Annotated in this window: 22 protein-coding genes and 1 tRNA gene; 12 read left to right on the forward strand and 11 right to left on the reverse strand. The window is 43.1% G+C overall.

The features are described from left to right. The first annotated feature begins 353 nt into the window (after positions 1 to 353). Positions 354 to 1,796, forward strand: coding sequence for a hypothetical protein (locus tag FEF09_RS06615; RefSeq protein WP_146304394.1), 1,443 nt, complete (start codon positions 354 to 356; stop codon positions 1,794 to 1,796). Positions 1,797 to 1,907: 111 nt separating this feature from the next. On the opposite strand, the gene FEF09_RS32765 is transcribed toward FEF09_RS06615, so the two are convergent. The 4 genes from FEF09_RS32765 to FEF09_RS06630 are packed head-to-tail and all read right to left on the reverse strand — an operon-like array spanning position 1,908 to position 5,906. Then, positions 1,908 to 2,645 (reverse strand): hypothetical protein, encoded by a 738-nt coding sequence (locus FEF09_RS32765; protein ID WP_261387368.1) that lies wholly within the window; start codon positions 2,643 to 2,645, stop codon positions 1,908 to 1,910. Beyond that, complete coding sequence (locus FEF09_RS32770) at positions 2,603 to 3,502, reverse strand: hypothetical protein (RefSeq protein WP_261387369.1); 900 nt, start codon at positions 3,500 to 3,502, stop codon at positions 2,603 to 2,605. Before FEF09_RS32770 ends, FEF09_RS32765 begins: the two co-directional genes overlap by 43 nt. Further along, positions 3,495 to 4,562 (reverse strand): HlyD family secretion protein, encoded by a 1,068-nt coding sequence (locus FEF09_RS06625; RefSeq protein WP_146304395.1) that lies wholly within the window; start codon positions 4,560 to 4,562, stop codon positions 3,495 to 3,497. Before FEF09_RS06625 ends, FEF09_RS32770 begins: the two co-directional genes overlap by 8 nt. Positions 4,563 to 4,568: 6 nt before the next feature. Next, positions 4,569 to 5,906, reverse strand: a complete 1,338-nt coding sequence (locus FEF09_RS06630; protein WP_261387370.1) for a TolC family protein — start codon at positions 5,904 to 5,906, stop codon at positions 4,569 to 4,571. Positions 5,907 to 5,997: 91 nt separating this feature from the next. On the opposite strand from FEF09_RS06630, the gene FEF09_RS06635 reads away from it, so the two are divergent. From FEF09_RS06635 to FEF09_RS06660, 6 genes are all read left to right on the forward strand, one after another. After that, entirely contained in the window at positions 5,998 to 6,792 is a 795-nt protein-coding gene (locus tag FEF09_RS06635; protein ID WP_146304396.1) for an AraC family transcriptional regulator, read from the forward strand. 282 nt (positions 6,793 to 7,074) lie between these two features. Further along, a complete protein-coding gene (locus FEF09_RS06640) occupies positions 7,075 to 8,643 on the forward strand; it encodes a S8 family peptidase (protein WP_261387371.1) in 1,569 nt (522 codons plus the stop codon). A 169-nt stretch (positions 8,644 to 8,812) separates the two neighbouring features. Next, positions 8,813 to 8,883: transfer RNA gene (locus FEF09_RS06645), tRNA-Gln, on the forward strand. A gap of 207 nt (positions 8,884 to 9,090) precedes the next feature. Beyond that, a complete protein-coding gene (locus FEF09_RS06650) occupies positions 9,091 to 9,504 on the forward strand; it encodes a VOC family protein (RefSeq protein ID WP_146304398.1) in 414 nt (137 codons plus the stop codon). A 79-nt stretch (positions 9,505 to 9,583) separates the two neighbouring features. Beyond that, positions 9,584 to 10,501, forward strand: coding sequence for an NAD(P)H-binding protein (locus tag FEF09_RS06655; RefSeq protein WP_146304399.1), 918 nt, complete (start codon positions 9,584 to 9,586; stop codon positions 10,499 to 10,501). Positions 10,502 to 10,503: 2 nt separating this feature from the next. Next, positions 10,504 to 11,406: a helix-turn-helix domain-containing protein gene (locus FEF09_RS06660; protein WP_146304400.1), complete on the forward strand. Its 903-nt coding sequence runs from the start codon at positions 10,504 to 10,506 to the stop codon at positions 11,404 to 11,406. Here the strand turns inward: FEF09_RS06660 and FEF09_RS06665 are convergent. Both FEF09_RS06665 and FEF09_RS06670 read right to left on the reverse strand, forming a co-directional pair. Further along, positions 11,387 to 12,367 carry a multidrug resistance efflux transporter family protein gene (locus FEF09_RS06665; protein ID WP_146304401.1) on the reverse strand — a complete coding sequence of 327 codons (981 nt, stop codon included), beginning with the start codon at positions 12,365 to 12,367 and terminating at the stop codon, positions 11,387 to 11,389. The genes FEF09_RS06660 and FEF09_RS06665 overlap by 20 nt on opposite strands. 58 nt (positions 12,368 to 12,425) lie before the next feature. Beyond that, a complete protein-coding gene (locus FEF09_RS06670; RefSeq protein ID WP_146304402.1) occupies positions 12,426 to 13,304 on the reverse strand; it encodes a helix-turn-helix domain-containing protein in 879 nt (292 codons plus the stop codon). A 276-nt stretch (positions 13,305 to 13,580) separates the two neighbouring features. On the opposite strand from FEF09_RS06670, the gene FEF09_RS06675 reads away from it, so the two are divergent. Together FEF09_RS06675 and FEF09_RS06680 are read left to right on the forward strand one after the other, a co-directional pair. Beyond that, positions 13,581 to 14,402, forward strand: coding sequence for a hypothetical protein (locus tag FEF09_RS06675; RefSeq protein WP_186774225.1), 822 nt, complete (start codon positions 13,581 to 13,583; stop codon positions 14,400 to 14,402). A 29-nt stretch (positions 14,403 to 14,431) separates the two neighbouring features. Next, positions 14,432 to 15,034 carry a class I SAM-dependent DNA methyltransferase gene (locus FEF09_RS06680; RefSeq protein WP_146304403.1) on the forward strand — a complete coding sequence of 201 codons (603 nt, stop codon included), beginning with the start codon at positions 14,432 to 14,434 and terminating at the stop codon, positions 15,032 to 15,034. On the opposite strand, the gene FEF09_RS06685 is transcribed toward FEF09_RS06680, so the two are convergent. Next, on the reverse strand, positions 15,035 to 15,697 hold the full coding sequence (locus tag FEF09_RS06685; RefSeq protein WP_146304404.1) for a hypothetical protein: 663 nt from the start codon (positions 15,695 to 15,697) through the stop codon (positions 15,035 to 15,037). Between the two features lie 106 nt (positions 15,698 to 15,803). Here FEF09_RS06685 and FEF09_RS06690 point away from each other — a divergent pair, with 106 nt between their 5' ends. Further along, positions 15,804 to 16,334 carry a DinB family protein gene (locus FEF09_RS06690; RefSeq protein WP_146304405.1) on the forward strand — a complete coding sequence of 177 codons (531 nt, stop codon included), beginning with the start codon at positions 15,804 to 15,806 and terminating at the stop codon, positions 16,332 to 16,334. A gap of 155 nt (positions 16,335 to 16,489) precedes the next feature. Here FEF09_RS06690 and FEF09_RS32775 read toward each other — a convergent pair whose 3' ends face one another. From FEF09_RS32775 to FEF09_RS06700, 3 genes are all read right to left on the reverse strand, one after another. Beyond that, positions 16,490 to 16,639: an SDR family oxidoreductase gene (locus tag FEF09_RS32775; protein ID WP_261387372.1), complete on the reverse strand. Its 150-nt coding sequence runs from the start codon at positions 16,637 to 16,639 to the stop codon at positions 16,490 to 16,492. Next, positions 16,612 to 17,241, reverse strand: a complete 630-nt coding sequence (locus FEF09_RS06695; RefSeq protein WP_261387373.1) for an SDR family NAD(P)-dependent oxidoreductase — start codon at positions 17,239 to 17,241, stop codon at positions 16,612 to 16,614. The genes FEF09_RS32775 and FEF09_RS06695 overlap by 28 nt, the downstream gene beginning before the upstream one ends. Before the next feature lie 91 nt (positions 17,242 to 17,332). Beyond that, positions 17,333 to 17,923 carry a Crp/Fnr family transcriptional regulator gene (locus FEF09_RS06700; protein ID WP_146304406.1) on the reverse strand — a complete coding sequence of 197 codons (591 nt, stop codon included), beginning with the start codon at positions 17,921 to 17,923 and terminating at the stop codon, positions 17,333 to 17,335. Between the two features lie 418 nt (positions 17,924 to 18,341). Here FEF09_RS06700 and FEF09_RS06705 point away from each other — a divergent pair, with 418 nt between their 5' ends. Next, positions 18,342 to 19,847, forward strand: a complete 1,506-nt coding sequence (locus FEF09_RS06705) for a cytochrome c family protein (protein ID WP_146304407.1) — start codon at positions 18,342 to 18,344, stop codon at positions 19,845 to 19,847. A gap of 138 nt (positions 19,848 to 19,985) precedes the next feature. Beyond that, entirely contained in the window at positions 19,986 to 20,585 is a 600-nt protein-coding gene (locus FEF09_RS06710) for a hypothetical protein (RefSeq protein ID WP_146304408.1), read from the forward strand. Between the two features lie 103 nt (positions 20,586 to 20,688). Here the strand turns inward: FEF09_RS06710 and FEF09_RS06715 are convergent, their stop codons facing one another. Then, the gene (locus tag FEF09_RS06715; RefSeq protein ID WP_146304409.1) at positions 20,689 to 22,749 is read right to left on the reverse strand and encodes an FAD-dependent oxidoreductase; all 2,061 of its coding nucleotides are present in this window, start codon (positions 22,747 to 22,749) and stop codon (positions 20,689 to 20,691) included. Positions 22,750 to 22,771 lie beyond the last annotated feature (22 nt).

The raw sequence follows: 22,771 nt of genomic DNA on the forward strand, positions 1-22,771 counted from the left end.
CCTTTTTTTATAAAGAATAGACATTCCCAATTTAAGTAATGCTGAATTCTGAAATAATTCACTTCACGCTTTTATAATTAACAATCAACTAGTTAGTATTATATAGACCAGATAAATAAAATATAATTTACATACATTTCAGATAATCCAAAAGCATAAATATGCCATCTGACAGTGCACTACTTACTATTCGTTATTTAACTTATTTTGTTCCATATCAACCAAGATCTGTTATTGAAAAAATGGAAAGTTTGGGGGCCTTATAAATTAAAACCGTTAGGACTATGGCTAAAGCTGACATGCTTAGCAGACTTATAAATACACTTACGAAGGCTGAAAAAAGGTATTTCCGTATGTACACTGCGCTTCAGCAAGGCAACAAGGATTATGTGAATCTGTTTGACCTGATGGAACACCAATCATTTAAAAGTACAGCGGAAGTAAAACTCGCTTTTCAACAACAGTATGCAGGATGTAGTTATGATGTATGTAGTAAGTATCTCTATAAAGTCTTGCTGGATTGCCTGCTGCATCTGCGATTGCAGAAGCAGTCTACCGCTATGCTGACTGCGGGCATACTAAAATGTGATATTCTGTTTGAACGTTCCCTGCATGAAGATGCATTGAAACAACTACAAAAAATACAGGCAACGTCTGCTACAAATGAAAAGCAGTTGTTATTGTTGTGGGCACAGCAACAGGAGATCCAACTTCTGCAGCAATTGAACTTTTCAGGTATCACCGCAGAGGAACTTTCTAATAAGCAATCGGCCATTCAGCATACGCTGGATGTGATGCAGCAGGTGCGTCAGCAGACATCCTTATACGAAACTTTGCGGCATACACTGCTATACAGAGGCAGTGCACGTACTATCCGTCAACAGGAATCAGTAGACGTATTACATGCGGAGATGCCACCTCCTGTATCTGATTCTGCTATCAGTCTGAAAACACATCTGCTCTTTCAGGCACACTATCATCTCGCTACCAGCGATCATCCCGCGGCATTGCAGGTCTTTCATCAACTGAATCAATTACTGGAAACACATCCGGCACTCTTTGAGGATACACCCGCGGATCATTTACTCATCATTGAAGGGATATTGGACAGTTTGCGTGCAGGGAAACATTATGAAGAACTATTCTCTTTTATCGACAAGATCAAACGTCTGAAAAGTGATGGTGTCTATTTTGAGATCATGCAACAAAGATTGCTGTTTATTTATGAGTCAGGGGCCTATATTGATAGTGGAGATTTTGGTTTTGCATTAAAATTATTACAACAGTATGCCCCTGGTATCAGAAAGAATATCGCATTAATGGATATCAGCAAGCAGGCTGAAATATATCTCTATATGGCACTTATCTATCTGGGCAATGAGGATATTAACAATGCACATAACAGTCTTGAACAGGTATTACAAAGTAACCTATACAGTACATTGCCTATATATCGTACCTGTCGTCTGGTACACCTGTTGATACAATATGAGCTGGGCAACTTCGAATACATACGTTATGAGACCAGAGCTTTTCGCCGGCATTTACAGCCAGATGCCAGACGCTCCTATATGCTTGAACGCACTGTTATCAAATTTCTGGGAAGTGGAGAAATACCAGCAGTTACTTCTTTCCGCACCGCTTTATGGAAGAAGATCAATGCCAGTTTTGATAAAATAAGAGCAGACAAATATGAGCGGCAACAACTGAAATTGTTTGACTTCAGTGCGTGGATAGAAGCGAAGTTGAAGCGAAAATCGCTGGGAACAGTGTTACAGGAAAAGATGAAGAATTAAATTACTCTCAGACAGGTATAAAAATGAGAAGCGCTTCATTTCTGAAGCGCTTCTTTCCCTCTATATATACACATTGACAGCTAACCTATATTATATCAATCCTCACCTTATCTAATAAGATGCCGGTGCCGGTTGATTATTCCTGAGATTGATGACCGTTCTATTCAGATAAGGCACAAAGGCAATCATCAGTATGATCACTACCAATGCGCAGCTGATCAGATAGTAATAGTCCATAGAATATCTTATCTGTGCCTGTATATCGGCGGAGCGATATAGTAGTCCGTTGGCAATCTTTGTTGCCTGATCGGCCGGAATCCCTTTTGCAGCAACAGCTGTTTTGTAGTTTACCAGTTTGGCTGTCACCAGGGGATCCAGCGAAGTGACCAGGTCCAGAAAGCGGTTGTAGTGAACTTTTCTGGAAAACAGTTGAAAGTAATTGATCAGCGCAATAGAGATACAGAATCCTGTAAAACGGAATAGTACCCCTGTAGCAGAAGCAGTACCTCCCAGATGTGCAGGCACTGACGAAATGGTATAGATGATCATCGGCGCCATTAGCAGTCCTACGCCTATACCTTGTAATATCAATGGGATGATAAATGTGGGCACATCGGCCTGCGTGGCAAACAGGGTATGCATCCATAAATGAAATATCAGCAGCAGTGAGAATCCGGCCATCCAGATCCATCTTACGGAACGTTTCATCAATATCCATCTGGAGGAATAGAGTACACCCAATATTATACCACCAATATTCGCCAGTAATATATAGGACAGGTGTCTCGGATCCAGTCCGAGGACTGTTATAAAGTAGTTTGTAGTGATATTGAATGCGCCTCTGCACACATACAGTATTGTGATAAGACTGACGCCGATAACATAGTTACGATAACGGAATACTTCCAGACTGAGATAAGGTCTTTTAAAGACCGTTGTCTGATAATGTGGATCACCAGTAATGCCACTACAGCAATACCTGCGGCCATAATCCTTTCATCCTGTAGCCAGTAATATTGCTGTCCGTATAAAAAGATGTAACCAATTAAACAAAGCATTGTGGTATATACCACATAACTGGCCCAGTCCAGCTGATACAAGGGTATTTTCCTGTTCAGGCGTATTCTGTTCATGATGATAACAAGTAATATAGCACCGGGGATATAGGTAAAGATCATCCACTTGTACAGCACATTGAAATCAAAAGCATCTATGATAGGTGCTGTTACCAATGTGGTAAAAGCTGTGATACCGAGCAATACACCATAAAACAGTGAGTAGCCTACCTCACGTGCGCGGTTTGTTCTCAGCCGGCTGAATACAAGGGTGATACACACGCTGGTGGTGATACAGTTCGCCATTCCCTGAATGAAACGTAACGGTAGCAGTACATACAGGTCGCGGGTAATAAAACATCCGTAAGAGGTGACAATCTGTATAATAACGCCTATCAGCAGGTATTCTTTACTGGCAATATAGATGAAGAATCTTCTTTCCAATGCGAAGAAACCGGCCAGAGATGCATAAAACAACACCATGGAGTATTGTACATCTGCTGGTTCTATACCATAGTAACCAGCGGCGTTGGAGCCGCTTGCGGTAGAGATACCGAACATCAGCATGGATGGCATCAGGTTCAGGAATATCACTATTCTGATCAGCCATTCAGAGGCCCATGGTTTGAATATGGGAATATTATTAGCCATTTTTCTTACTGATTGCTACAGTCGCATTCATACCGGCACGTAGTAAAGCAGTTTCTGTTACGTTGCTGGTGAGTTTTATACGCACGGGTATACGTTGTACGATCTTCACGAAGTTGCCTGAGGAGTTATCAGGAGGTAATAGTGAAAACCTTGAACCTGTAGCGGGTGATAAGGATTCTATTGTGCCGTTGAAGGTTTTACCCGGGAAGGCATCAATTTCGATATTGGCGGTCTGTCCGATGTGCATATGACTGACCTGTGTTTCTTTGAAGTTAGCGATGATCCATTTTCCGGTAGCCTGATTTACGATAAACGCTAATGTCTGTCCGGCCTGTATTAATTGTCCTTCCTGAATGGTACGACGTCCCATCTTTCCATCATATGGTGCACGGATAATTGTATAAGACACATCCAACTTATTGCGTCCGAGCATTGCCTGTCTGCGCTCTATTTCGGCGGCTAATACAGCTTTCTGAGATTTGATATCGTTTATTTTTGAGAGCGCAGCATCATAGTTGTTAATAACAGTCTGATAGTCTGCTTTTGCAACATTCAGGGCTGTCTCAACATTTTCAAGCTGTTGTTTGGTAGCGGATTCTGCCTCATACAGCTTTTGATAACGGTCATACTCTTGTTGTTGTTTCCAGAGCTTTGCTTTGGCTGCGGCGATTTGTGACTGAGTCGCATCAGCATTTTTTGCAGTAGTCGTTACATTACTTTGCAACACTTCTACCTGTGCCTGTGCATTCAACAGGGCAGCGTCAGCCTCCTGTTGTTGCAGCTGGTATTCGCTGTCATCAATGATAAGCAGGGTATCACCTTTCTTTACATCCTGATTCTCTTCGTAATTGATCCTGCTGATATAACCGGTCACCCTTGCGGTGATTGGGTTGATATATTCTTCTACCTGCGCGTCATTTGTTTCTTCATATTTACGCAGTTCGAATAATGTGCTTATTCCCCATATAGCCAGCGCTATCAGGATAATACCTGCCACCCATCCTGTGATGGTGGTAATTAACCTGTCTGTCCGGGCATGGTTGTTCTTCTTAGCTGTCATACTAATTTATAAATTGCCTATAACTTTTTGTAACTGGTAATATCTGACGCGGGCAGCGATATTGGCTGATACCAGGTCAAATTTTGTCTGCAGCATTTGTGTATCTGCATCTAAAAGATCTGTAACGAGGGAGAGCTGATTGAAATAGGTATTATTTACAATCCTGAGGTTCTCTGTGGCCTGTTTGATATTGGTTTCTGCTACATCGATACGCGTAAGAGCTTCTTTATAACGCAGGTAAGCTTCGTTTACCTGTTGTCTTACGACATCGCCTGTTTCTTTATGCTCTACTTCCTGTCTTTCCAGTTGCAGCTTTGCAGCTTTTTCTTTGTGTTTATTATGATAGAAGGAGGATATAGGAAAAGAGGCTTTCACGCCATACATACCTAATCCGTACACTGCATCACCATAAGGATAAAACTGGATCTGCGGATACGACCAATTGTATTCTGCGAACAAACCGATCTTAGGAGATACATTGGCTTTCACCTGTTTTAATGACAGTTCTCTCAATGCGGTTTCTCCTTCAGATATCTTGTATTCGTGTGCATGTTCTGCGGCAGCTGCAAGGTAATCATCATAAGTACCCGGTACAGCGAAATCTGCGGTCATCGTACTATCAGGCTGAATCAGTACATGTTCATCAATGCCGATCATTAAGTCCAGTTTCTGACTTGCAATAGCGATGTCATTTTCTATCTGAATCATACCCATTTTCTGGCGGGACAGTTTCAGATTAGCTCTCAATACGTCGCTTTTCAGTACGACACCATTTTTCTGTAATTCCTGAATGTGGGCCAGTTGCCTTTCCTGTTCTTCAATATCCTTTGCTATCAGTTCTTTAAACCGGCAACTGCGCGCCAGATCCAGGTAACAGACTGCCGCATTGAATTTTACTTCTGATACGGTCAGGTTCTTTTGTTCTTCTGCTATTGCATGTTCCGTTGCTCCCTTCTTTATTTCAAGATTCGTCTTATTACCATTATAGATGTTAAAATAAGCTTCCCCTCCTACCTTGTAAAAGTTGTGTAGTACGGGAAATTGATCTGGTGTATGAAAGAGACCGTCTTCGTAGACAGGCATATTTGTAACACGCGCATAAGCGCCTGCAGCGTTGATTTCAGGCAGGCGTTCTGCCTTTGCATCTTTCAATGCTTCTTCACTACTTTCCACGTGCAAACGGGACATAGCTATCCTTTTGTTGTTTAGTTCTGCCTGTTCCCATATCTGCGCGAGCGTTAAATGTAACGGTTTGGTAGTGTCATGAGGTTGTTGTGCCGTTACGCACATTGTCAAAAACATAAAAGGTAGCATCAACACCACCTTTCTTATATCAGTACACATAATCTTTATTCTGAAGCAAAGGTACTGTGAGGAGATATGAACGCTTTTATCTAAATTGCCAATTATTTGTCCATTCAAGCCATTTGACGCTATGCACTTACTGGCAGACTATCTGAACGAAATAGATGTACATCCTGACTCAGTATATGTGATGCATGAGAAAGTAGAGCGGAAGTTTTTGATGCACTCTCATATAAAAGGACAGCTGACTTATGTAGAGGGAGGTATCGCATTTTGCAACATGCCTGACAAATCTTATGTAATACCTGCACGCCATTATATATGGATTCCAAAACAACAGGAACATTATATGCAGATCAGGCATTCCAAGTCTACCACTACCAGAAACCTTTATTTCTATAGTCAGGACGACCACCTCACTCCTTTTTACAATAAACTGGGCATTTATCCGGTAAATGATCTGTTACTGGAAATGATCAACTATTCTGCCCGTTGGGAAAGGCATGTATTACCGGGCGAACCGGGGTTTCGTTTTCTCAGTTCGATCAAGGATATTTTACCTGACATCAGTACAACGGCATTACCAGTTGCATTACCGACCACGCAGCATGAGCGTTTACGTCCGGTGTTACAATATATTGCACAAAGCTTCGATCAACAGCTGACACTGGAGAGCGTCAGCAGTCAGTTTGATTTAAGTCCGCGTACTTTATCGCGGCTTTTCACCAACATTCTGGATATGTCTTTCGTGCAATATCTGCAGACCTTAAGAGTGGTAAAAGGCATAGAAATGATCCTGCAAACGAATCAGACATTAAGTGAGATCGCTTATCAGACAGGCTATAGTAGTATTGCTGCTTTTAGCAAGGTTTTCTATCAGCTGACCAACAAGCGGCCTTCCAGTTTCCAGCAGGATGTGCATTGAAATATACTGCAAAGGCCTCCATTTCAATACAATATTAACACTATAACACGCCGTTCATAGGTTTTTCAGTTAATCCAATTGAATAAATCTGCGACCGCCTGCCAACTTTTAACATTTTTCAATGCCATTAAAACTTTACCTTGCGCAACAGTAATTCCGTCAAGAGCATGAGTCAGAGCACGCAGGATAGGATGTAGCATTTAATAACACACAATTCAATAAACCAACCCCAGCTAGTCAAACATAGAATAGGACTACAGCTGATCAATGAATTTTTATCACATGAATATTTGTAAGCCAGCGGCAGTCATTGCCACATTATTATTGTCAGGATTCGTTGCGGATGCACAGAAACATAACTGGCAGAGCATGGACCTTCAGAAAGATTCAGTATTCGGTATCAGTGCTGAAAAAGCTTATTCAGAGTTACTGAAAGGCAAGAAGTCAAAAACAGTAGTTGTTGCTGTAATCGACAGTGGTATAGATACTACGCACGAAGACCTGAAAAGCATCCTCTGGATCAATAGTAAAGAGAAAAGAGGAAATGGCAAGGATGACGATAAAAACCACTATGCTGACGATATTTATGGATGGAACTTCATCGGTTCTCCAAAAGGGAATGTCGACTTTGACAATCTGGAGCTGACCCGTATGGTCCGCCAGCAGCAGAAACAATTCGGCAGTCTGAACAGTGTGCCGAAAGATACCGCCGGACTGTACAAGTACAAGCAACTGAAGAATAAATATGACCTGAAGTTATCAGAAGCACAGCAGACACTGGTAGGTATCAGCCGCTTTGTAGAGATGCTGGATACTATGCTGGTGAAATTGGGTAATAGCAATCCGACAGCTGCAGAATTACAGGCTTATACGCCACAGAATCCGGCAGAAGCACAGATCAAACAGGTGATCTCCGCGCAACTGGATCGCTATCCTGATTTCAAAACCTTCAGGACAACAGAACTGGACGCTGCTGTAAAACACTATAAAGAGCAGGTAGATTACTCGCTGAACCTGAACTACGATCCACGTGCGATTGTTGGCGACGACTACAGCAATGCTACTGAAAGATATTATGGTTCCGGTGATGCTACCGGTCCGGATGCAGATCATGGTACTCACGTAGCAGGCATCATCGGTGCCGGCAGAAATAACAATATGGGTATAGACGGTATCGCTGACAATGTTCGTATTATGTCAGTAAGAGCTGTACCTAACGGTGATGAAAGAGACAAAGACGTGGCTAACGCGATCCGTTATGCGACAGATAATGGCGCTAAGGTGATCAATATGAGCTTTGGTAAAGCATACTCTCCTAATAAGGACGTGGTAGATGAAGCAGTAAAGTATGCGATCTCCAAAGACGTGCTGCTGGTACATGCAGCTGGTAACGATGCAGAGAACAATGACGTTACGCCTAACTATCCAAGCCGTGTATACCAGAATGGTGACACCGCAACTGCATGGATCGAAGTAGGTGCTTCTGGTCCGGAAGACAATGAAACACTTGCTGCACCATTCTCCAACTATGGTAAAGTAAACGTGGATGTTTTTGCTCCGGGTGTTGGTATCTACTCTTCTACTCCGGGATCTCACTACGAATATCATGATGGTACGAGTATGGCAGCGCCTGTTGTAGCAGGTCTGGCAGCCCTGATCCGCTCCTATTATCCAAAGCTGAGTGCAGTACAGGTAAAAGACATCATCCTGAAATCTGTGGTAAAAGTTGAGCATCCGGTGACTATCATGGTGGAAGATCAGCCTACATCTGTGCAGATGACTGAACTGTGTCGTACAGGTGGTGTGGTAAATGCTTACAAAGCACTGGAACTGGCAGCCACTTACAAATAAGACAATCAATCTCCGATTTCCAATAGAAAGTAGTTTCGCCTGTGCGGAACTACTTTTTTCATTTTCAACGATTTATAAATTTTTTATAGATTTTTTTGGAAGTTATGAAGATTTGCATAATTTTGCCATCCCAAACACGCAAAGCGAAAGAGGGAAACAAAGACTACCTTGCCTGATAGTATAACGGTAGTACGACAGACTCTGACTCTGTTTGTCTTGGTTCGAATCCAGGTCAGGCAACAAAGAAACCGCTACAAGTAACTTGCAGCGGTTTTTTGCTTTCCAACCCTACACGACCAAAGCCCGTACATAAACCTATTTTAGAAAATAAGGACCCAAAACGACGAGATTGGAATAAGTACTTCAGCATAAAAGTTCAACACCGCATTCTGATTTTAAGTGTAAACCTGTCTTAATCCGGCATCACCTATAAAAGAAATAGCAGTTATGCAACAGCGAATAGCCCACATTGCCTTAGTAGTAAAAGAGTATGACGAAGCCATTCAATTTTACACGGAAAAGCTAGGTTTTACCCTTATTGAAGACACTCCACAGGGTGATGGAAAAAGATGGGTAATAGTAGCGCCTCCCGGCGCCAGGGAATGTAGTTTGTTACTGGCTAAAGCAGCCAACGAGCAACAAGCCTCAAGTATCGGTAACCAAACCGGTGGACGGGTATTCCTGTTTCTATTTACTGATGATTTCTGGCGCGATTACAACACCATGGTCGCACGACAGGTTCATTTTATCAGACCACCAAAACAAGAACCATATGGGATGGTAGCCGTTTTTGAAGACCTCTATGGCAACCAGTGGGACCTGCTGGAACCCAATAAAAATAACAAAGGACTGTATATATAACTCACAACTCCGAGGAAACGGCTACAAACCCGCGGGATTTGATTAAGTCCCTCCACTCCCCTACAGGTACCTTTGGTCCATGAAAATAGTTATCACAGGTTCTCTGGGGAACATCAGCAGACCGCTTAGTATCGCGTTAATAACGAAAGGTCATTCCGTGACCGTTATTAGCAGTAATCCGGGAAAACAACAGGAAATTGAACAATTAGGTGCAAAAGCGGCTATTGGGTCGCTCACAGACGCCTCGTTTGTAAATACGGCATTTACAGGAGCAGAAGCCGTTTATTGTATGGTTCCTTTCGATTTTTCAGTGGCAGATCAGGATATGCACATGAAGCAGATTGTTAGTAATTACGTACAGGCAATCCGTCAACATGGTATCAGACGAGCTGTGTTTCTGACAGGATGGGCCGCTGAAATAGCAGGGCATAGTCTGACTGATGTGTTTAAAGCATTGGAAGGTGTAGCGATTTCTGATCTACGCCCTGCCATCTTCTACACCAATTTCTATCAGATGATGGATATGATGCGCGGAAAGGGGATGATGGGCTTTGTCATGGGCTTAAGGGCCTATGGTATCAGGGCATTATTTGGAAGAAGAGGTCTGCTGATAGGAAATTATGGTGCTGAAGACAGGATCATCCTCGTCGCTCCGGAGGATATTGCGGCAGCAGCAGTTGAAGCGTTTGAGGCGCCTGTCAGCGGTCTCAATGTTAGATATGTAGGCAGTGATGATCTCACTTGTAATGAAGCTGCTACTATTTTTGGTACAGCTATAGGAAAACCATGGATGAAGTGGATCAGAATTTCTGACAAACAGATGTTACAGGGATATAAGATGGCAGGACTACCAGAAGGGCTGGCCAAAGATCTTGTGAAAATGCAGGCTGCCATTCATGATGGTACAATACTCGCACAATATGACCGTCACAGACCAGCGTTAGGAAAGGTGAAACTGACGGATTTTGTCAAGGAATTTGCAAAGAAGTACATTTGAGTATGCAAGCCTACAGAGTAAAAACAATTGCTGAGTTTTTGCACCTAAGAGGACTGCCTAAAACGCAGCATCCGCTGATCAGTGTGATTGATATCGGCAGTCTCACAGAAATTCCCCGGGGGCCTAAACTGGTAGTGACCGATTTCTATATGATCGCGCTGAAAAAGGGATTTGCTGGCAATATCAAGATCAGGTATGGACAGGAAGCGTATGATTTTGATGAGGGCATTTTATCATTTACTGGTCCGGGCCAATTGCTCGGATTTGAGATGGAAGGACCTATCGAAGGACACCCCTCCGGATGGCTTCTGCTGCTGCACCCTGACTTTCTGTGGAATACTCCGCTGGCAAAAAAGATCAGGCAATATGAGTTTTTTGACTATGCAGTAAATGAAGCTTTATTTCTCTCAGAAAAAGAAGAAATCACCATCAGACAAATTATCACCAATATTGAGCAGGAATATTATGGAAATATTGACCCGCTTAGCCATAATATTATTATTTCGCACCTGGAGTCTTTGTTCAATTATTCCGAACGGTTTTACAGGAGACAATTTTTAACACGACGGATATCTAATCATCAGTTGTTAGACAAACTGGAACATATACTACAAAGATATCTGGATGAAGAAACAGGATTACCAACTGTGTCCAGTGTTGCCGAAGCCTTACATGTTTCTCCTGACTATCTGAGCAGTATGCTTAAAACGTTAACGGGACTGAATACGCAGCAGCATATTCACCAGAAATTGATTGAAAAAGCAAAAGAGCAGTTATCAACAACTACACTTTCAGTCAGTGAAATTGCGTATCAATTAGGATTTGAACATCCGCAGTCATTCAGTAAACTGTTTAAGATAAAAACCAGTCTTTCGCCTGTTGCATTCAGGAGGTCTTTTCAATAGGCGCCGGTTGATATCCCGCCTGTTTCCATGTATTCCGGAAATGCACACTAATCCCCACCAACACCACACAAAATCCGACCTGCGCATACCCTCCCGGAAATTGGGCACCCTTCAATACGATCTCTCCAATCAGAGTAAACAATATTTCAAACGCCTGTGTCGCCTCTATTGCCGCAAGTGCTACTGTATTCCTGCTGACGATCTGTGTAGCCTGATAAAAGCCTACCCCACCGAGGAACCCTGAAAACAAAGCAGATAAAAAAGACGACTCACATTGCAGCAATGTCGGCGGGCCGCTTTTAACAAAGCCTGTTATGCTCAATATGACCAATAAAGGCAGGCAACCGATACTCATTCCCAGCACACGTTGTAAAGCGTTTAGATGAAGCCCTTTTTGCTCAAGATCCACCATTAACCTACGATTACCCAATGGCCACACGATTGCCCCGGCTATCACTGTTAAAATGCTTAAAATGGTATTCCTCAGGGAATGCAATTCTGTGAGTTTTTCCAGCTGCATGATAAACACTCCTGATAATATTACCACAGAGATAATTAATGCCTTCTTAGGTATCACCTTCCGGTGATCAGGATAAATAAGAGGAGCGAGTAAAATACCTGCCAGAATATTGATCTGAAAGGTGGCAGCGACCATCCAGCCGGGTGACCATAAGGAAGCTACCGCTAACAATGTATATAGACAACCGAAGCCGATAATACCCCATTTCAGGAAAGTAACCGGCGCTTGTCTGATGGCAGACAGGGTTGCTTTTAGCTGCCCTGCCAGCAATACTACTACTCCAAGGATAGGAATAAGAAACAGACTGCGTAACGCAGCTGTCCACGCCCAATGCCCACCAGTGCCTGAAATCAGACTATTGATAATGAATGTGGAAGATAAAAACAGGGACGCAGTAATGCCCCACAAAATGGCCTTTAAAACTTTTCTTTGTTCTGACATGCCACAAAAGTAGATTGACCTGCAGCCCGATTCTGGTACTTTTCGGGTGATTTATGGCCTATATCGATCGGCTTTGCCGGAAGGCGGCAGGTGTCAGGCCCGTATGCTTCTTAAAGAAACGACCGAAAAAAGCAGGATCGTTGAACCCCAGGGCATAACTTATTTCTTTGATTGATTGCACTGATGTCTGTAGCAGAATCTTACTTTCCGTCACCAGACGTTCCTGTAGCAATTCAAACACAGTGAGTCCTGTGGATGCACGGCAGATGTTGTTCAGTTTTTTGATATCATTTCTCAGATACGTTGCGTAAAATGCCGCCTGATGCTGCTGCCGGAAATTGCGCTCTATTAGTTGTTTCAGCCTGTGTAATAATTCACGCTGTGCAAGGCTGGTCTGCGGAAGAGGATGTTGCTGATTGTGTTGCTGATTATATTGCAGGAGTAATAAAGAAACATAATGCATTATGATATCCACATCCGGGTTCGTATCGGCTACTCCGATACGAAGTTGTTCTATAATAAAGCCCGTCACTACTGACAGCTCTGCATTCAGATCGATAAAAGGTGTGGACGCATAGGCATCCAGTAAGCCCCTTCCGTCCTCGTGGGGATGAATTTTAAGAAATCTTTTGAATAGTTCTTCTCCAAACATAATCAGCCAGCCATCACGGTCGAAAGGTGCAATCAGGTGAACCTGTCCGGGATGTATAAAGAACAGACGATCTGGCTGTATATCGAATGTTTTGAAGTTGATCGCATGTGTTCCTGTACCCGCTGTAACCAGCATCAGTTCATAGTGATCATGACGATGAGGAATGACGGAAAGAGGATTAATATCTTTATGTAATCTGACAACACGGATGTATTCTCCATCCAGTAGCTCCTGAACAGGCAGATCACGGGGTCTTCTGAATGATAAATCGTCTGTCTCAAACATAGTCTCCCCTTCTTATCGGGCTGGTGCAAGATAAAAAAATTCACCTATCGCTGCTTGTTAATCAACAATAAGGGAAGAACAATTTATCACCAGAGACCATTTTTTACAGGCTGGTAAATTTAAAAGAGCGATTAATTTGGGACTACATTAAATTGAATACTATTCAATACAAATAATTTCCGGACATTCCTGATAGTGAAGACTTATTTAAGATAGTAAATCTGATACCTGTTATGGAATTCCCCTCCCCCTGCATCTCTATAAAAACCAAGCCCCTTGAACAAATTACTCCTCTTCTCCCTGCTCTTCACCGCCTGCCAGGCAAGTAGCTCCCAAAAGCACACAGCAGCCATTAAAATCCCCCTTCCTGCCCACAATATCCCCTTCGACTCCTCCTACCAATACATCCACGTCTTCGTCGCCCTATGCGACAATGACAACCAGGGCATTGTCCCCGTACCCAAAGCAATCGGCAATGGGCAGGATCCGGATAAAAACTTGTATTGGGGTTGTGGTAATGGTGTCCGCACGTATTTTAAAAACAGCAAGGAATGGACATTAGTTAAGAAATACAGGATGGACAATCTCAGACCGGAACGTCTGATCTTCCGGCATGTGCAGGCACCTTATTACCTGATCGCAGATGCTTACGATGGAAGATACATCAAACAATGCACCATTGACTTTCTAAACAGTTGCGCCGGACGTGTAAAAGACACGATACAGCTAAAGGAGAAAATATTGGGCACTAATGGCAATGCCAGATTACTGGCTTACATCGGCCATGATGGACTGATGGATTTCGATCTGCAGGAACGTTTTATCAATGCAGACAGCATCCGCAGAGATGCCATTATATTAGCCTGTATCAGCAGGGACTATTTCACCCCTCATCTGGCCCCTACACTGGCACGTCCGCTTGTCTGGACGACCGGCTTAATGTCTCCGGAAGCCTATACTTTACATGATGCGTTGAGCAGTTACATCAGGAATGAATCAGCAGAAAATGTAAGAAACAGTGCAGCAAGAGCTTATTCAAAATATCAGAAGTGTAGTGAAAAAGCGGCTAAGGGTTTACTGGTTACCGGTTGGAGGTGATATTGGCGGAACAGCTTTACCTTTGTTGCATGGAAGAGAAGAAAGATGTCTTTAAGATATACAACATTATCGCGGACTGGTTTGCGGCCAACCGTCCGCAGGCATTGACGGAGAAAGCATATCTGGATAAGTTGATTCAACTGGCAGGAAAAGACGCTGAGATACTCGACCTTGGCTGTGGAACCGGCAAGCCGATGATGCACTATCTGATGAGTCAGGGGCTGAAGGTGACGGGCGTAGATGCCAGTCATCGTATACTAGAGATCGCCAAACAAAACCTGCCATCGGCTGTATTGATACAAGCCGATATGCGCACACTATGCCTGAAAAGGAAATTCAACGCTATCATCGCCTGGCATAGTTTCTTTCATCTTCCTGCGACAGATCAACCAGTCATGTTCCAGATCTTTAAAGATCATTTACACGATAAAGGAATACTGATATTCACATCCGGTACCGAATACGGTGAAGCGTGGGGCATAAATGGCGGTGAAAATCTATTTCATGCGTCGCTCAACTATGATCAGTACCGGACATTATTAGAAGAAAACAATTTTCAGATAATTGAATACAAAGAAAATGATCCTCAATGTGGTGATGCTACCGTCTGGATAGCACAATTACATCTTTGATCAATGATCAGCTTCAAAGCCATGACCATTTTTTCCGTAGAAGATCAACCAACGGGCAGCAGCATACAGTATATGAACTTGACTTGGCAATGAGCCTACTTCTATATCCGGTGGTAAATGCTGATCCTTCAGATACAGCAGCTCATGTTTTGTTGCGAGTTTATCTGCCACTTCCAGCAGCTGTTCGCCATACTGCACCGTACTCTCTGCCAGATGAGTTTCCCACGCAGCCTCATATAACTGTTTTCCTATCAGCTCCTCACAGAATGTTGTGACAAATTTCCCTCTGAACACATTCTCATCCTGTATCTCAGATATATACACAGGTACACCGTCTGTCTCTTTCGCCAGCTCAATCACATAATAACCTTTATAATGCTGATACCAGAATTCCAGGCTGTCAGATTTATCACTTGCATCATATTGTGCTTTTACCCACGCGTCTGCTTCCGGATCTCTTCCTACCATGGGCGCTTTGATGGTTTCATAAGAAGGTATCTGTATCTCAAACCACTCTTCTTTCAATGCTTCTCTTGAATATCGCTTCTTCGTGCCGGGAATTACAGGTATAGGGTCAGTTCCATTGAGTATACGAAAAAGCTGATCAAACCTCTCTTTACATTCAGGTTTAGGTTTACCCAACGGACGCCAATCTAGTCCCATAAGATATCTTAAATTAGAATTTCAAAAAATGAGGCTTACAATAGAGTTTATGGAGGGATAAATATATAAATTCGGGACGACTTGAGCTATTAAAAAAATCCACATTATGCAAACGCTTGATCCTGCTGATATTCTGAAGCAATTTAATCATACCATTACGAGCTGGTTAAACTACCTCGACGACTACACTATTGAGATGTTACACCAACAACCCTTACCGGGTAGCTGGTCATTGGGACAGGTATATATCCACATTATCGACGATACACAGTATCAGGTCGGACAAATGAAACTGGCGCTGTCTGATGTGCATAATAAACACGAAGACATGCATCCCAACGCCAGACAAATGTTCCTGCATAACAGCTTCCCTGAAATCCAGATCGAAGGACCGGCTACAAATACACCCATCAGACAGCCTCAAAGCAAAGAGGAGCTAAAACAGGCCTTGTTGTCAATCAAAGCAGAAGTGAATCAATCAGCTGGAAATCAACAGCTTTTAAAGTCAAAAGGAAAATCCCTGCATCCGGGATTGTTGTTTTTCAGTGCCGCTGAATGGGTGCAATTTATGGAAATGCATATGCGACATCATTTCCGGCAGAAGGACCGGATAGATAGGCAGCTATTTACCTGTTAATGAGACATTTATAGTAAAACAAACAGCTTCAGGCTCATTAAGTCGAATCTTTGCGACTCAAAATGTGAACAAATGGCTTGTAGCAACTAAGAAACAGCTATAAACGTCAATGGCAGGAATATTCCTGCCATTAATAAAATTATCTATTACAAGCCTTACAGATCCCTGTAACCACCATCCATCAGCAGCTCCCCTCCTGTCATATAAGACGAGTCGTCAGACGCAAGAAATAAAAACCCTTTTGCCATTTCTTCTACCGTACCACCACGTTTCAACGCTACCGCACCTGCAAAAAAGTCACCCACCGTATTTTATACGCTTGTGTAAAACCAGACTTTGTCAAAAGAGGCGTGTCAATAAATCCCGGTGCTAATGCATTCACTCTTATTTTCTGCGGCGCCAGTTCTGCCGCCAATACTCTGACCAGCGCTCGTTTTGCTGCTTTGGAAGCGACATATGCGCTACCTTCTACAAAAGCTTTGTCAGATACAGTGGACGTTGTAATAACAATAGAAGCGCCCTCATTCAGGTATGGCACAGCATGTTTTATGGTGAAGAATGCGCCCTTATAGTTGATATTCGTCACCTTGTCAAATATCTCTTCTGTCATCTCAGCAATTGGTGCAGTTAGCATGATCCCTGCATTAACAATCAATACATCTATTTTCCCCAGTGTAGCATGTATCTCTTTAAAGAGCAACACGAAACTACTCATATCACTGACGTCGCTGACATACCCCATTGCACCATTTCCTATTTCAGTCACTGCGCTATTGATCGTCTCCGCATCACGACCTGTGATCACCACTTTTGCACCTTCCTGCGCAAATAACTTTGCCGCGCCTAAACCAATACCGCTGTTTCCTCCCGTAATTACCGCTACCTTATTTTTTAACTTCTGTGACATATTGTTTTGCTTTTTATGTCACAAAGCTCTCACAGAAACAGCAGGGCAAAAATCAAGCAGATTAAAAAAAACGGTTAACCTTGATTAACTTTTATGATTTCGATGCCGCTTTTTTGTTACGGATTTTAGAAATAAACTGTGTAGTCACTCCCAGATAAGAAGCAATAGCATACTGTGGTACCTTCTCCAACATACCGGGATACGCGGCTATAAAGTCATTATACCTTTCTTCAGCAGTACGTGTCAATGAGGCAATGATCCTTCGCTGGTGATAAGCAGCGAGACCTTCTGCAGCCATACGGAAAAAGGTTTCAATATCATGGTATTCCCGCTTCAGACGTTGCTCGGCTTCATATTCTATCTGCGCCACTATACTGTCTTCGAGCGCCACCACAAACATGGTAGCCGGCTTCTGAAAAATATAACTGCTGTAATCACTGATCCACCAGTCATCTATCGCCAGTTGTATCGTATGATCAGTACCCTCAGCGCCTACCACATAAGAGCGGAAAGCACCTTTGATAATAAATGTACGGACACGGGCGATAAACTCAGGCTGAATGATAAACTGCCGCTTCTTAATACGCTTCACTGTAAACGCTGCGACAAATGCATTCAGTTCTTCTTCAGGCAGCGACATCCGCTTTGATATATGTTGCTTCAGTACTTCCAACTCATTCATAGTGACAAATTTAACTCCGCTAAATTCCTGATTATGTACCCCTAAGTTAAATCACTCCGGAACAACATGACAACATATATAATCTTCTCAACAATTTAAAAAACACCATAATACTAACTACCTCATTCTAAAATATTTAGCTGCGTAAATTGATTTACTTGTCCGAATTATCTGTATATTTAATTGCAGACCGCACCTCAAATAACGACTCAGAAGACCATAAACTATTTACATCAACCAATTCAAAAATTGAAATCCTTAGTATTTAATGTAAGCCTTATCTGACATCCACGCGACAATAGTCCAGCGTAGTGTATTGACGTGTCATATCACAAGAACTCATACGCAGGAGTGATGCCTGCAGGTGAAACTATTGTCTCATTTTTCCACACCATCACGACCAAACCCACATTATAAAATGAAGTACATATTCAATAAAAAGATATGGCTGCTGATTATGCCCATTACAGCTGTTATTTATTTCTCCTGCGCAAACAATACAGAAAAGAAAACACAGACAACTGAAGGAGGTGATGCAGGCTCCTGCCAATGTAGCGAAAATGTAAGTATTCCGTTCAATAGCAATGTACCGGGAGACCTTCCAACAGGATTGTTTTCCACTCAACAAAATGCCGACTGCTTCGGTTGGTGGGAATTCATCACATTAAACTGGCCCACACAAGGCGACTTTTTCGGTCAACCCGGCAGTACCGCACCTGTACAGTGGGAAAACTATATCACTTCAGAAGAATTATATCCGTCTGATGGCGCCGCTCCTCGTGCATGGGCCCAGTTAAGGGAACATCTGAATCTGCCGAAAGATGTACTCGCCAAAGATGAACGTATGAAAGAAGCAACGCTTCTCCTGAGTATGACCAGCAAATTCGACGGCCTTCCTATGTTTCTGGACAGCATGAATACGGAAGAAGCACAACCTCAGTTCAGCCCTGCATGGCTGGGTGCCCAGAATGGAACCAATGTATGGTACGCTATCCATTTCAATCAGGATGAGTATAACTATATCGTCAACAATAAATTCTACGACGCCTATAAGCAGCATGAAGCTGTGAATAAAGGCGTACCTATCGTATTCCCCTCCGGTGCATATAATGGCCCTACAGGTGCTGTAGAAGTGAAATCTGCATGGCTGGAAGTGACTGATCCGGATAATCCTAAATGGAAAACCTATAAATTATCCAAAGCAGTCGTAGAAGATATAAAAACCGGTACTTACCGTTATGCCCTTGTAGCACTTGTCGGACTACATATCCTGCAGAAAACCACCTCCCAGCCACAATGGGTGTGGACAACTTTTGAACATGAAGCCAATGCGCCGGATATGAACCAGACAGATACCACTTCTATCTCGTACAATTTCTATAGTCCCAATTATAAACCACCAACCGTCAAAGTAACCAGTGGCTGTAATAATATAGACACTACGGTTACCTTCTCCTCATTGCCTAATCAGGCACCGCCCTACTATCTCTGCAGCGGCATGGGCCCCGTTCCTATTCAGGTGAAAAGGCAGTTCCCCATAGATTCATTCGCAAAAGCAGCTAACAAAACACTGCATGCGTATATCGAAAAAAACTATGCGGGATCTATATGGTCACACTACCATCTGGTAAATGTGTTGTGGTCTACCAAAAACCCACCTCCAGGCATTCCGGAGAAACCACAGATCCAGCCTTTACACCCAATAGCCATGGCGCCATCGCCGAAAGACCAGCCAGTTGCAAATACCACGATGGAAACGTACATCCAGTCGCAAACCTGTACCGGCTGCCACCGGTTCACGCAGATTGCGCCTATTCCGGGTGATACCAATCCAAAGTTTGCAGCTGACTATACATTCTCCATGTTCAACGCCAGCTATCCCGGAAAAAAAATCATTCAGAAAATCAACAAGCAGAAAAAGTAGGACGGTAATAAATGAGAAAAAACAAATTACGGCCCGTTTTCGGGCTGTTTCTTTTTATACTCACTCCTGACAGAGTGTTGAATAATACATTCCAAATATTCTATATTTGACCCGGAATTGAATTTCAAACCTATACCAATGGATAATTTAGATATCGTACAGATATTAGGAACCGGACTGTCCGGATTTGGCTTTTTGTTGATGTATCTGGCATATAAACTGATCAGTAGTCTGGTGCCCCTACCCAACGTTAATCCCAATATTATCAAGATGATCAACCGCTATATGCTGGTTTGCTTTATCATGACAGTGACCGTCGGCATCTTTACTTTCATGACGACTTCCTATAAGAATAACGTGATTTCTGATCAGGCAGCCCTGATCAAGAGTAAAGATACTGTTGTAAACATTCTGGCTACCGCCCAGAAAGCCAAATTGCTTTCCGACAGCCTTTCCCGTAATATAGACGGTCCTCTGGCCGGAGAAGTAAAAACCAGACAAAACAGCTATCTGGATACCTTACAGAAGTATATTGACGGAGAACACAACCCGGCACAACACGAACGGTTTAACCGGTATAAAGAGAGCCTGACCAATATCACGGACTCCCTGACCATGGAGAATCTCGATCGCAAAAGAAAAGAATTCCTGAAGGAGAAATATGTGGGGATCAATGACTCCATTACCCGATTCTCACTAAAACTGGCAGATGCAAAAAGCGTAGTCGCGCCTAAATAACATATGCTCAAACAGAAACAGGTGTTGTATCGATAAAGCTGATACAACACCTGTTTTTTTAACTACCAACGGAAGCCGTGCCGTTTAAACAGCACCGGTTATCTTAGGCAATCTCAGCTGCCTCCACGTTTTTACTACTTTTCTTTTCCTTTTCTTTTTCTGGTTTTCCACACGGACAGATGAACGGATATTCTGCATCATCGATCAGTGGTTCTATGCCAAAAAAGTCATTCAACACCGATTCCGCCGTACAATAAGCGCCTTCCACCCATGCCTGATCATTGGAATACGCCTCTCCTACGATGAAGATATTCGCATCCTGACCCGGATTGAGTGATGATGGCTTCCTGATCTTCTGCTGTACATCACATACATCATAATGTGCTGCCCACGCATGGTAACCGGCATTGAATGGCGGTAAAGACCAGTCCATAAACCTTGTTTCCAGCGGTTCAGGAACAAATGTATAATCTGACTGCGGACCAAAATGCACGGCCGCCAGCTGTGCACGCAGCATTTTGACCATTGCTTTCGATGGTTCTCTTGGTCCGTCCAATGTCTGATAATCTTCAGAAAAAGGTATCACACGTTGCCGGTCAGGTCCCAGCTCCAGCTCCTTCCAGAAGCTGGCATACATTTCATCGTCATAAGCGGCCAGCAGACCATACACTTTCTTCGCTTCCTTATTCAGGGCATTATCCCCGAAATAAACAACCTGACGAATAGGCATATCTGTCACGCTTGGGCCGATCGTATTGCGATGTGCAGCCAGCAGCAATTGTTTTTCCTGCTCTACTGTCAACCTTTCGTTAATCGCCAGTTCCACTGTCTTCACAAAAGTATCAGTAGAAGCAAATGGTGTTTCAAAAATATTGGTGTCCTTTTTAATATCCGTCAGGTATTGTTCCGGAAAACCCGCTTTTCTCAACTGCTCAATCACATCCTGTGTGATTTCATAACCATTGATCTGTGCAGGATAGGTCGGCGGCGTCTTTGCATTATCCGCCCACCATGGCTCATGGAAGAACATACCTATTTTGTAGGATGGCTGTAAAATAGCCGATTCCAGATAGAGCTGTACTTTAGAGGTGTTCAACACATCTACTGCACCTTCCAGATCTTCGTAACGCGTTGCCTGTGCTACTTTTTCAATCGGTGCACGGGACATCGCCATCCATGCCGCATCCGTTTCAAAGGTGCCGTTCTTTTTGTTGGGGTTTTCTCGGGAAGCCGTCGTATACCTGATCTTATTACCTATCTGTAAAATGGAATGCAGACGCGTATTATGCTTGTAATTCAGTTTTACACCCTTTTCCTTCGCCAGATCCTCAATGGCGTTAAACAGGGCTGTAAACATGTAAGAATACCCCTTTGTCAAGGTCTTGTACTCCGTACCCGGTGTAAACTCATTATTCGCCTGAAAGGCAACTGCCGAGTTCCAGTTGATCACGTTAGAGCTATACCCGTTTCCATCTGATGTATAATTAAAACCCTCTGTTCCCAGCTGATCAAACATCAAGTTCCAGTAACCTATATCGCTCAGCTTATCTCCTTTTTTAAAGGCAGAACTATCCGGCATATTGACTTTAATCACACCGTTGGCATAGAAGTTACACCATTCGGCTCTCGTCTGCGGACCAGAATGAGCGGTAACTGCCAGGTTTTCCACAATATTAAAACCGGTATCAGGAGAAGCCGCTGCACCATAGTTATCCACATTATAAGGTGCCGGGTTATTCGAAGAAATCTGGTTCAGATACATATTCTTTGTACGCAGGTAATACAGCGGATTAGTGGATTCATTAAAAGGCACCGCGTATTTATCCAATCCAAGCTTTTTAATTACGGTGGTTACCAGCCGGTGTCCACCCGCTTTGCCGTCATTATCCCCATTCCAGTATGAGTAACGCATACCACCTACTTCCAGATAAGAATTATCCGGATCGTTTTTATAATGCCATGTACATACGCGTGCACCGGGTTCACGTGTACCTTTATTTTTGTCATTAAAGGCATAATGCCCGAAGTCGATAAGATCCAGTGTATCGCCGGCAGTCAGTTGTTTTGCCTTTGCACCGGTATCTCTGACTTTACCGTTCAGCAATCGCCAGGCAGTATAAAGCCCTGCTGCTCCGGCGCCAAAAATTGAATATGTTTTAGCCATTTTGTGTGGTGATTTGAAGGTG

The sequence above is a fragment of the Chitinophaga pinensis genome (assembly GCF_007896845.1).
GTDB lineage: Bacteria > Bacteroidota > Bacteroidia > Chitinophagales > Chitinophagaceae > Chitinophaga > Chitinophaga pinensis_C.

Coding starts and splice junctions, on each gene's coding strand:
- FEF09_RS06700 (WP_146304406.1), bottom strand. CDS start 17,923: ATGAATGAGTTGGAAGTACTGAAGCAACATATATCAAAGCGGATGTCG.
- FEF09_RS06715 (WP_146304409.1), bottom strand. CDS start 22,749: ATGGCTAAAACATATTCAATTTTTGGCGCCGGAGCAGCAGGGCTTTAT.
- FEF09_RS06615 (WP_146304394.1), top strand. CDS start 354: ATGTACACTGCGCTTCAGCAAGGCAACAAGGATTATGTGAATCTGTTT.
- FEF09_RS06680 (WP_146304403.1), top strand. CDS start 14,432: ATGGAAGAGAAGAAAGATGTCTTTAAGATATACAACATTATCGCGGAC.
- FEF09_RS06670 (WP_146304402.1), bottom strand. CDS start 13,304: ATGTTTGAGACAGACGATTTATCATTCAGAAGACCCCGTGATCTGCCT.
- FEF09_RS06685 (WP_146304404.1), bottom strand. CDS start 15,697: ATGGGACTAGATTGGCGTCCGTTGGGTAAACCTAAACCTGAATGTAAA.
- FEF09_RS06665 (WP_146304401.1), bottom strand. CDS start 12,367: ATGTCAGAACAAAGAAAAGTTTTAAAGGCCATTTTGTGGGGCATTACT.
- FEF09_RS06690 (WP_146304405.1), top strand. CDS start 15,804: ATGCAAACGCTTGATCCTGCTGATATTCTGAAGCAATTTAATCATACC.
- FEF09_RS06710 (WP_146304408.1), top strand. CDS start 19,986: ATGGATAATTTAGATATCGTACAGATATTAGGAACCGGACTGTCCGGA.
- FEF09_RS06650 (WP_146304398.1), top strand. CDS start 9,091: ATGCAACAGCGAATAGCCCACATTGCCTTAGTAGTAAAAGAGTATGAC.
- FEF09_RS06625 (WP_146304395.1), bottom strand. CDS start 4,562: ATGACAGCTAAGAAGAACAACCATGCCCGGACAGACAGGTTAATTACC.
- FEF09_RS32770 (WP_261387369.1), bottom strand. CDS start 3,502: ATGGCTAATAATATTCCCATATTCAAACCATGGGCCTCTGAATGGCTG.
- FEF09_RS06630 (WP_261387370.1), bottom strand. CDS start 5,906: ATGTGTACTGATATAAGAAAGGTGGTGTTGATGCTACCTTTTATGTTT.
- FEF09_RS06695 (WP_261387373.1), bottom strand. CDS start 17,241: ATGTCACAGAAGTTAAAAAATAAGGTAGCGGTAATTACGGGAGGAAAC.
- FEF09_RS06660 (WP_146304400.1), top strand. CDS start 10,504: ATGCAAGCCTACAGAGTAAAAACAATTGCTGAGTTTTTGCACCTAAGA.
- FEF09_RS06705 (WP_146304407.1), top strand. CDS start 18,342: ATGAAGTACATATTCAATAAAAAGATATGGCTGCTGATTATGCCCATT.
- FEF09_RS06640 (WP_261387371.1), top strand. CDS start 7,075: ATGAATATTTGTAAGCCAGCGGCAGTCATTGCCACATTATTATTGTCA.
- FEF09_RS06635 (WP_146304396.1), top strand. CDS start 5,998: ATGCACTTACTGGCAGACTATCTGAACGAAATAGATGTACATCCTGAC.
- FEF09_RS06655 (WP_146304399.1), top strand. CDS start 9,584: ATGAAAATAGTTATCACAGGTTCTCTGGGGAACATCAGCAGACCGCTT.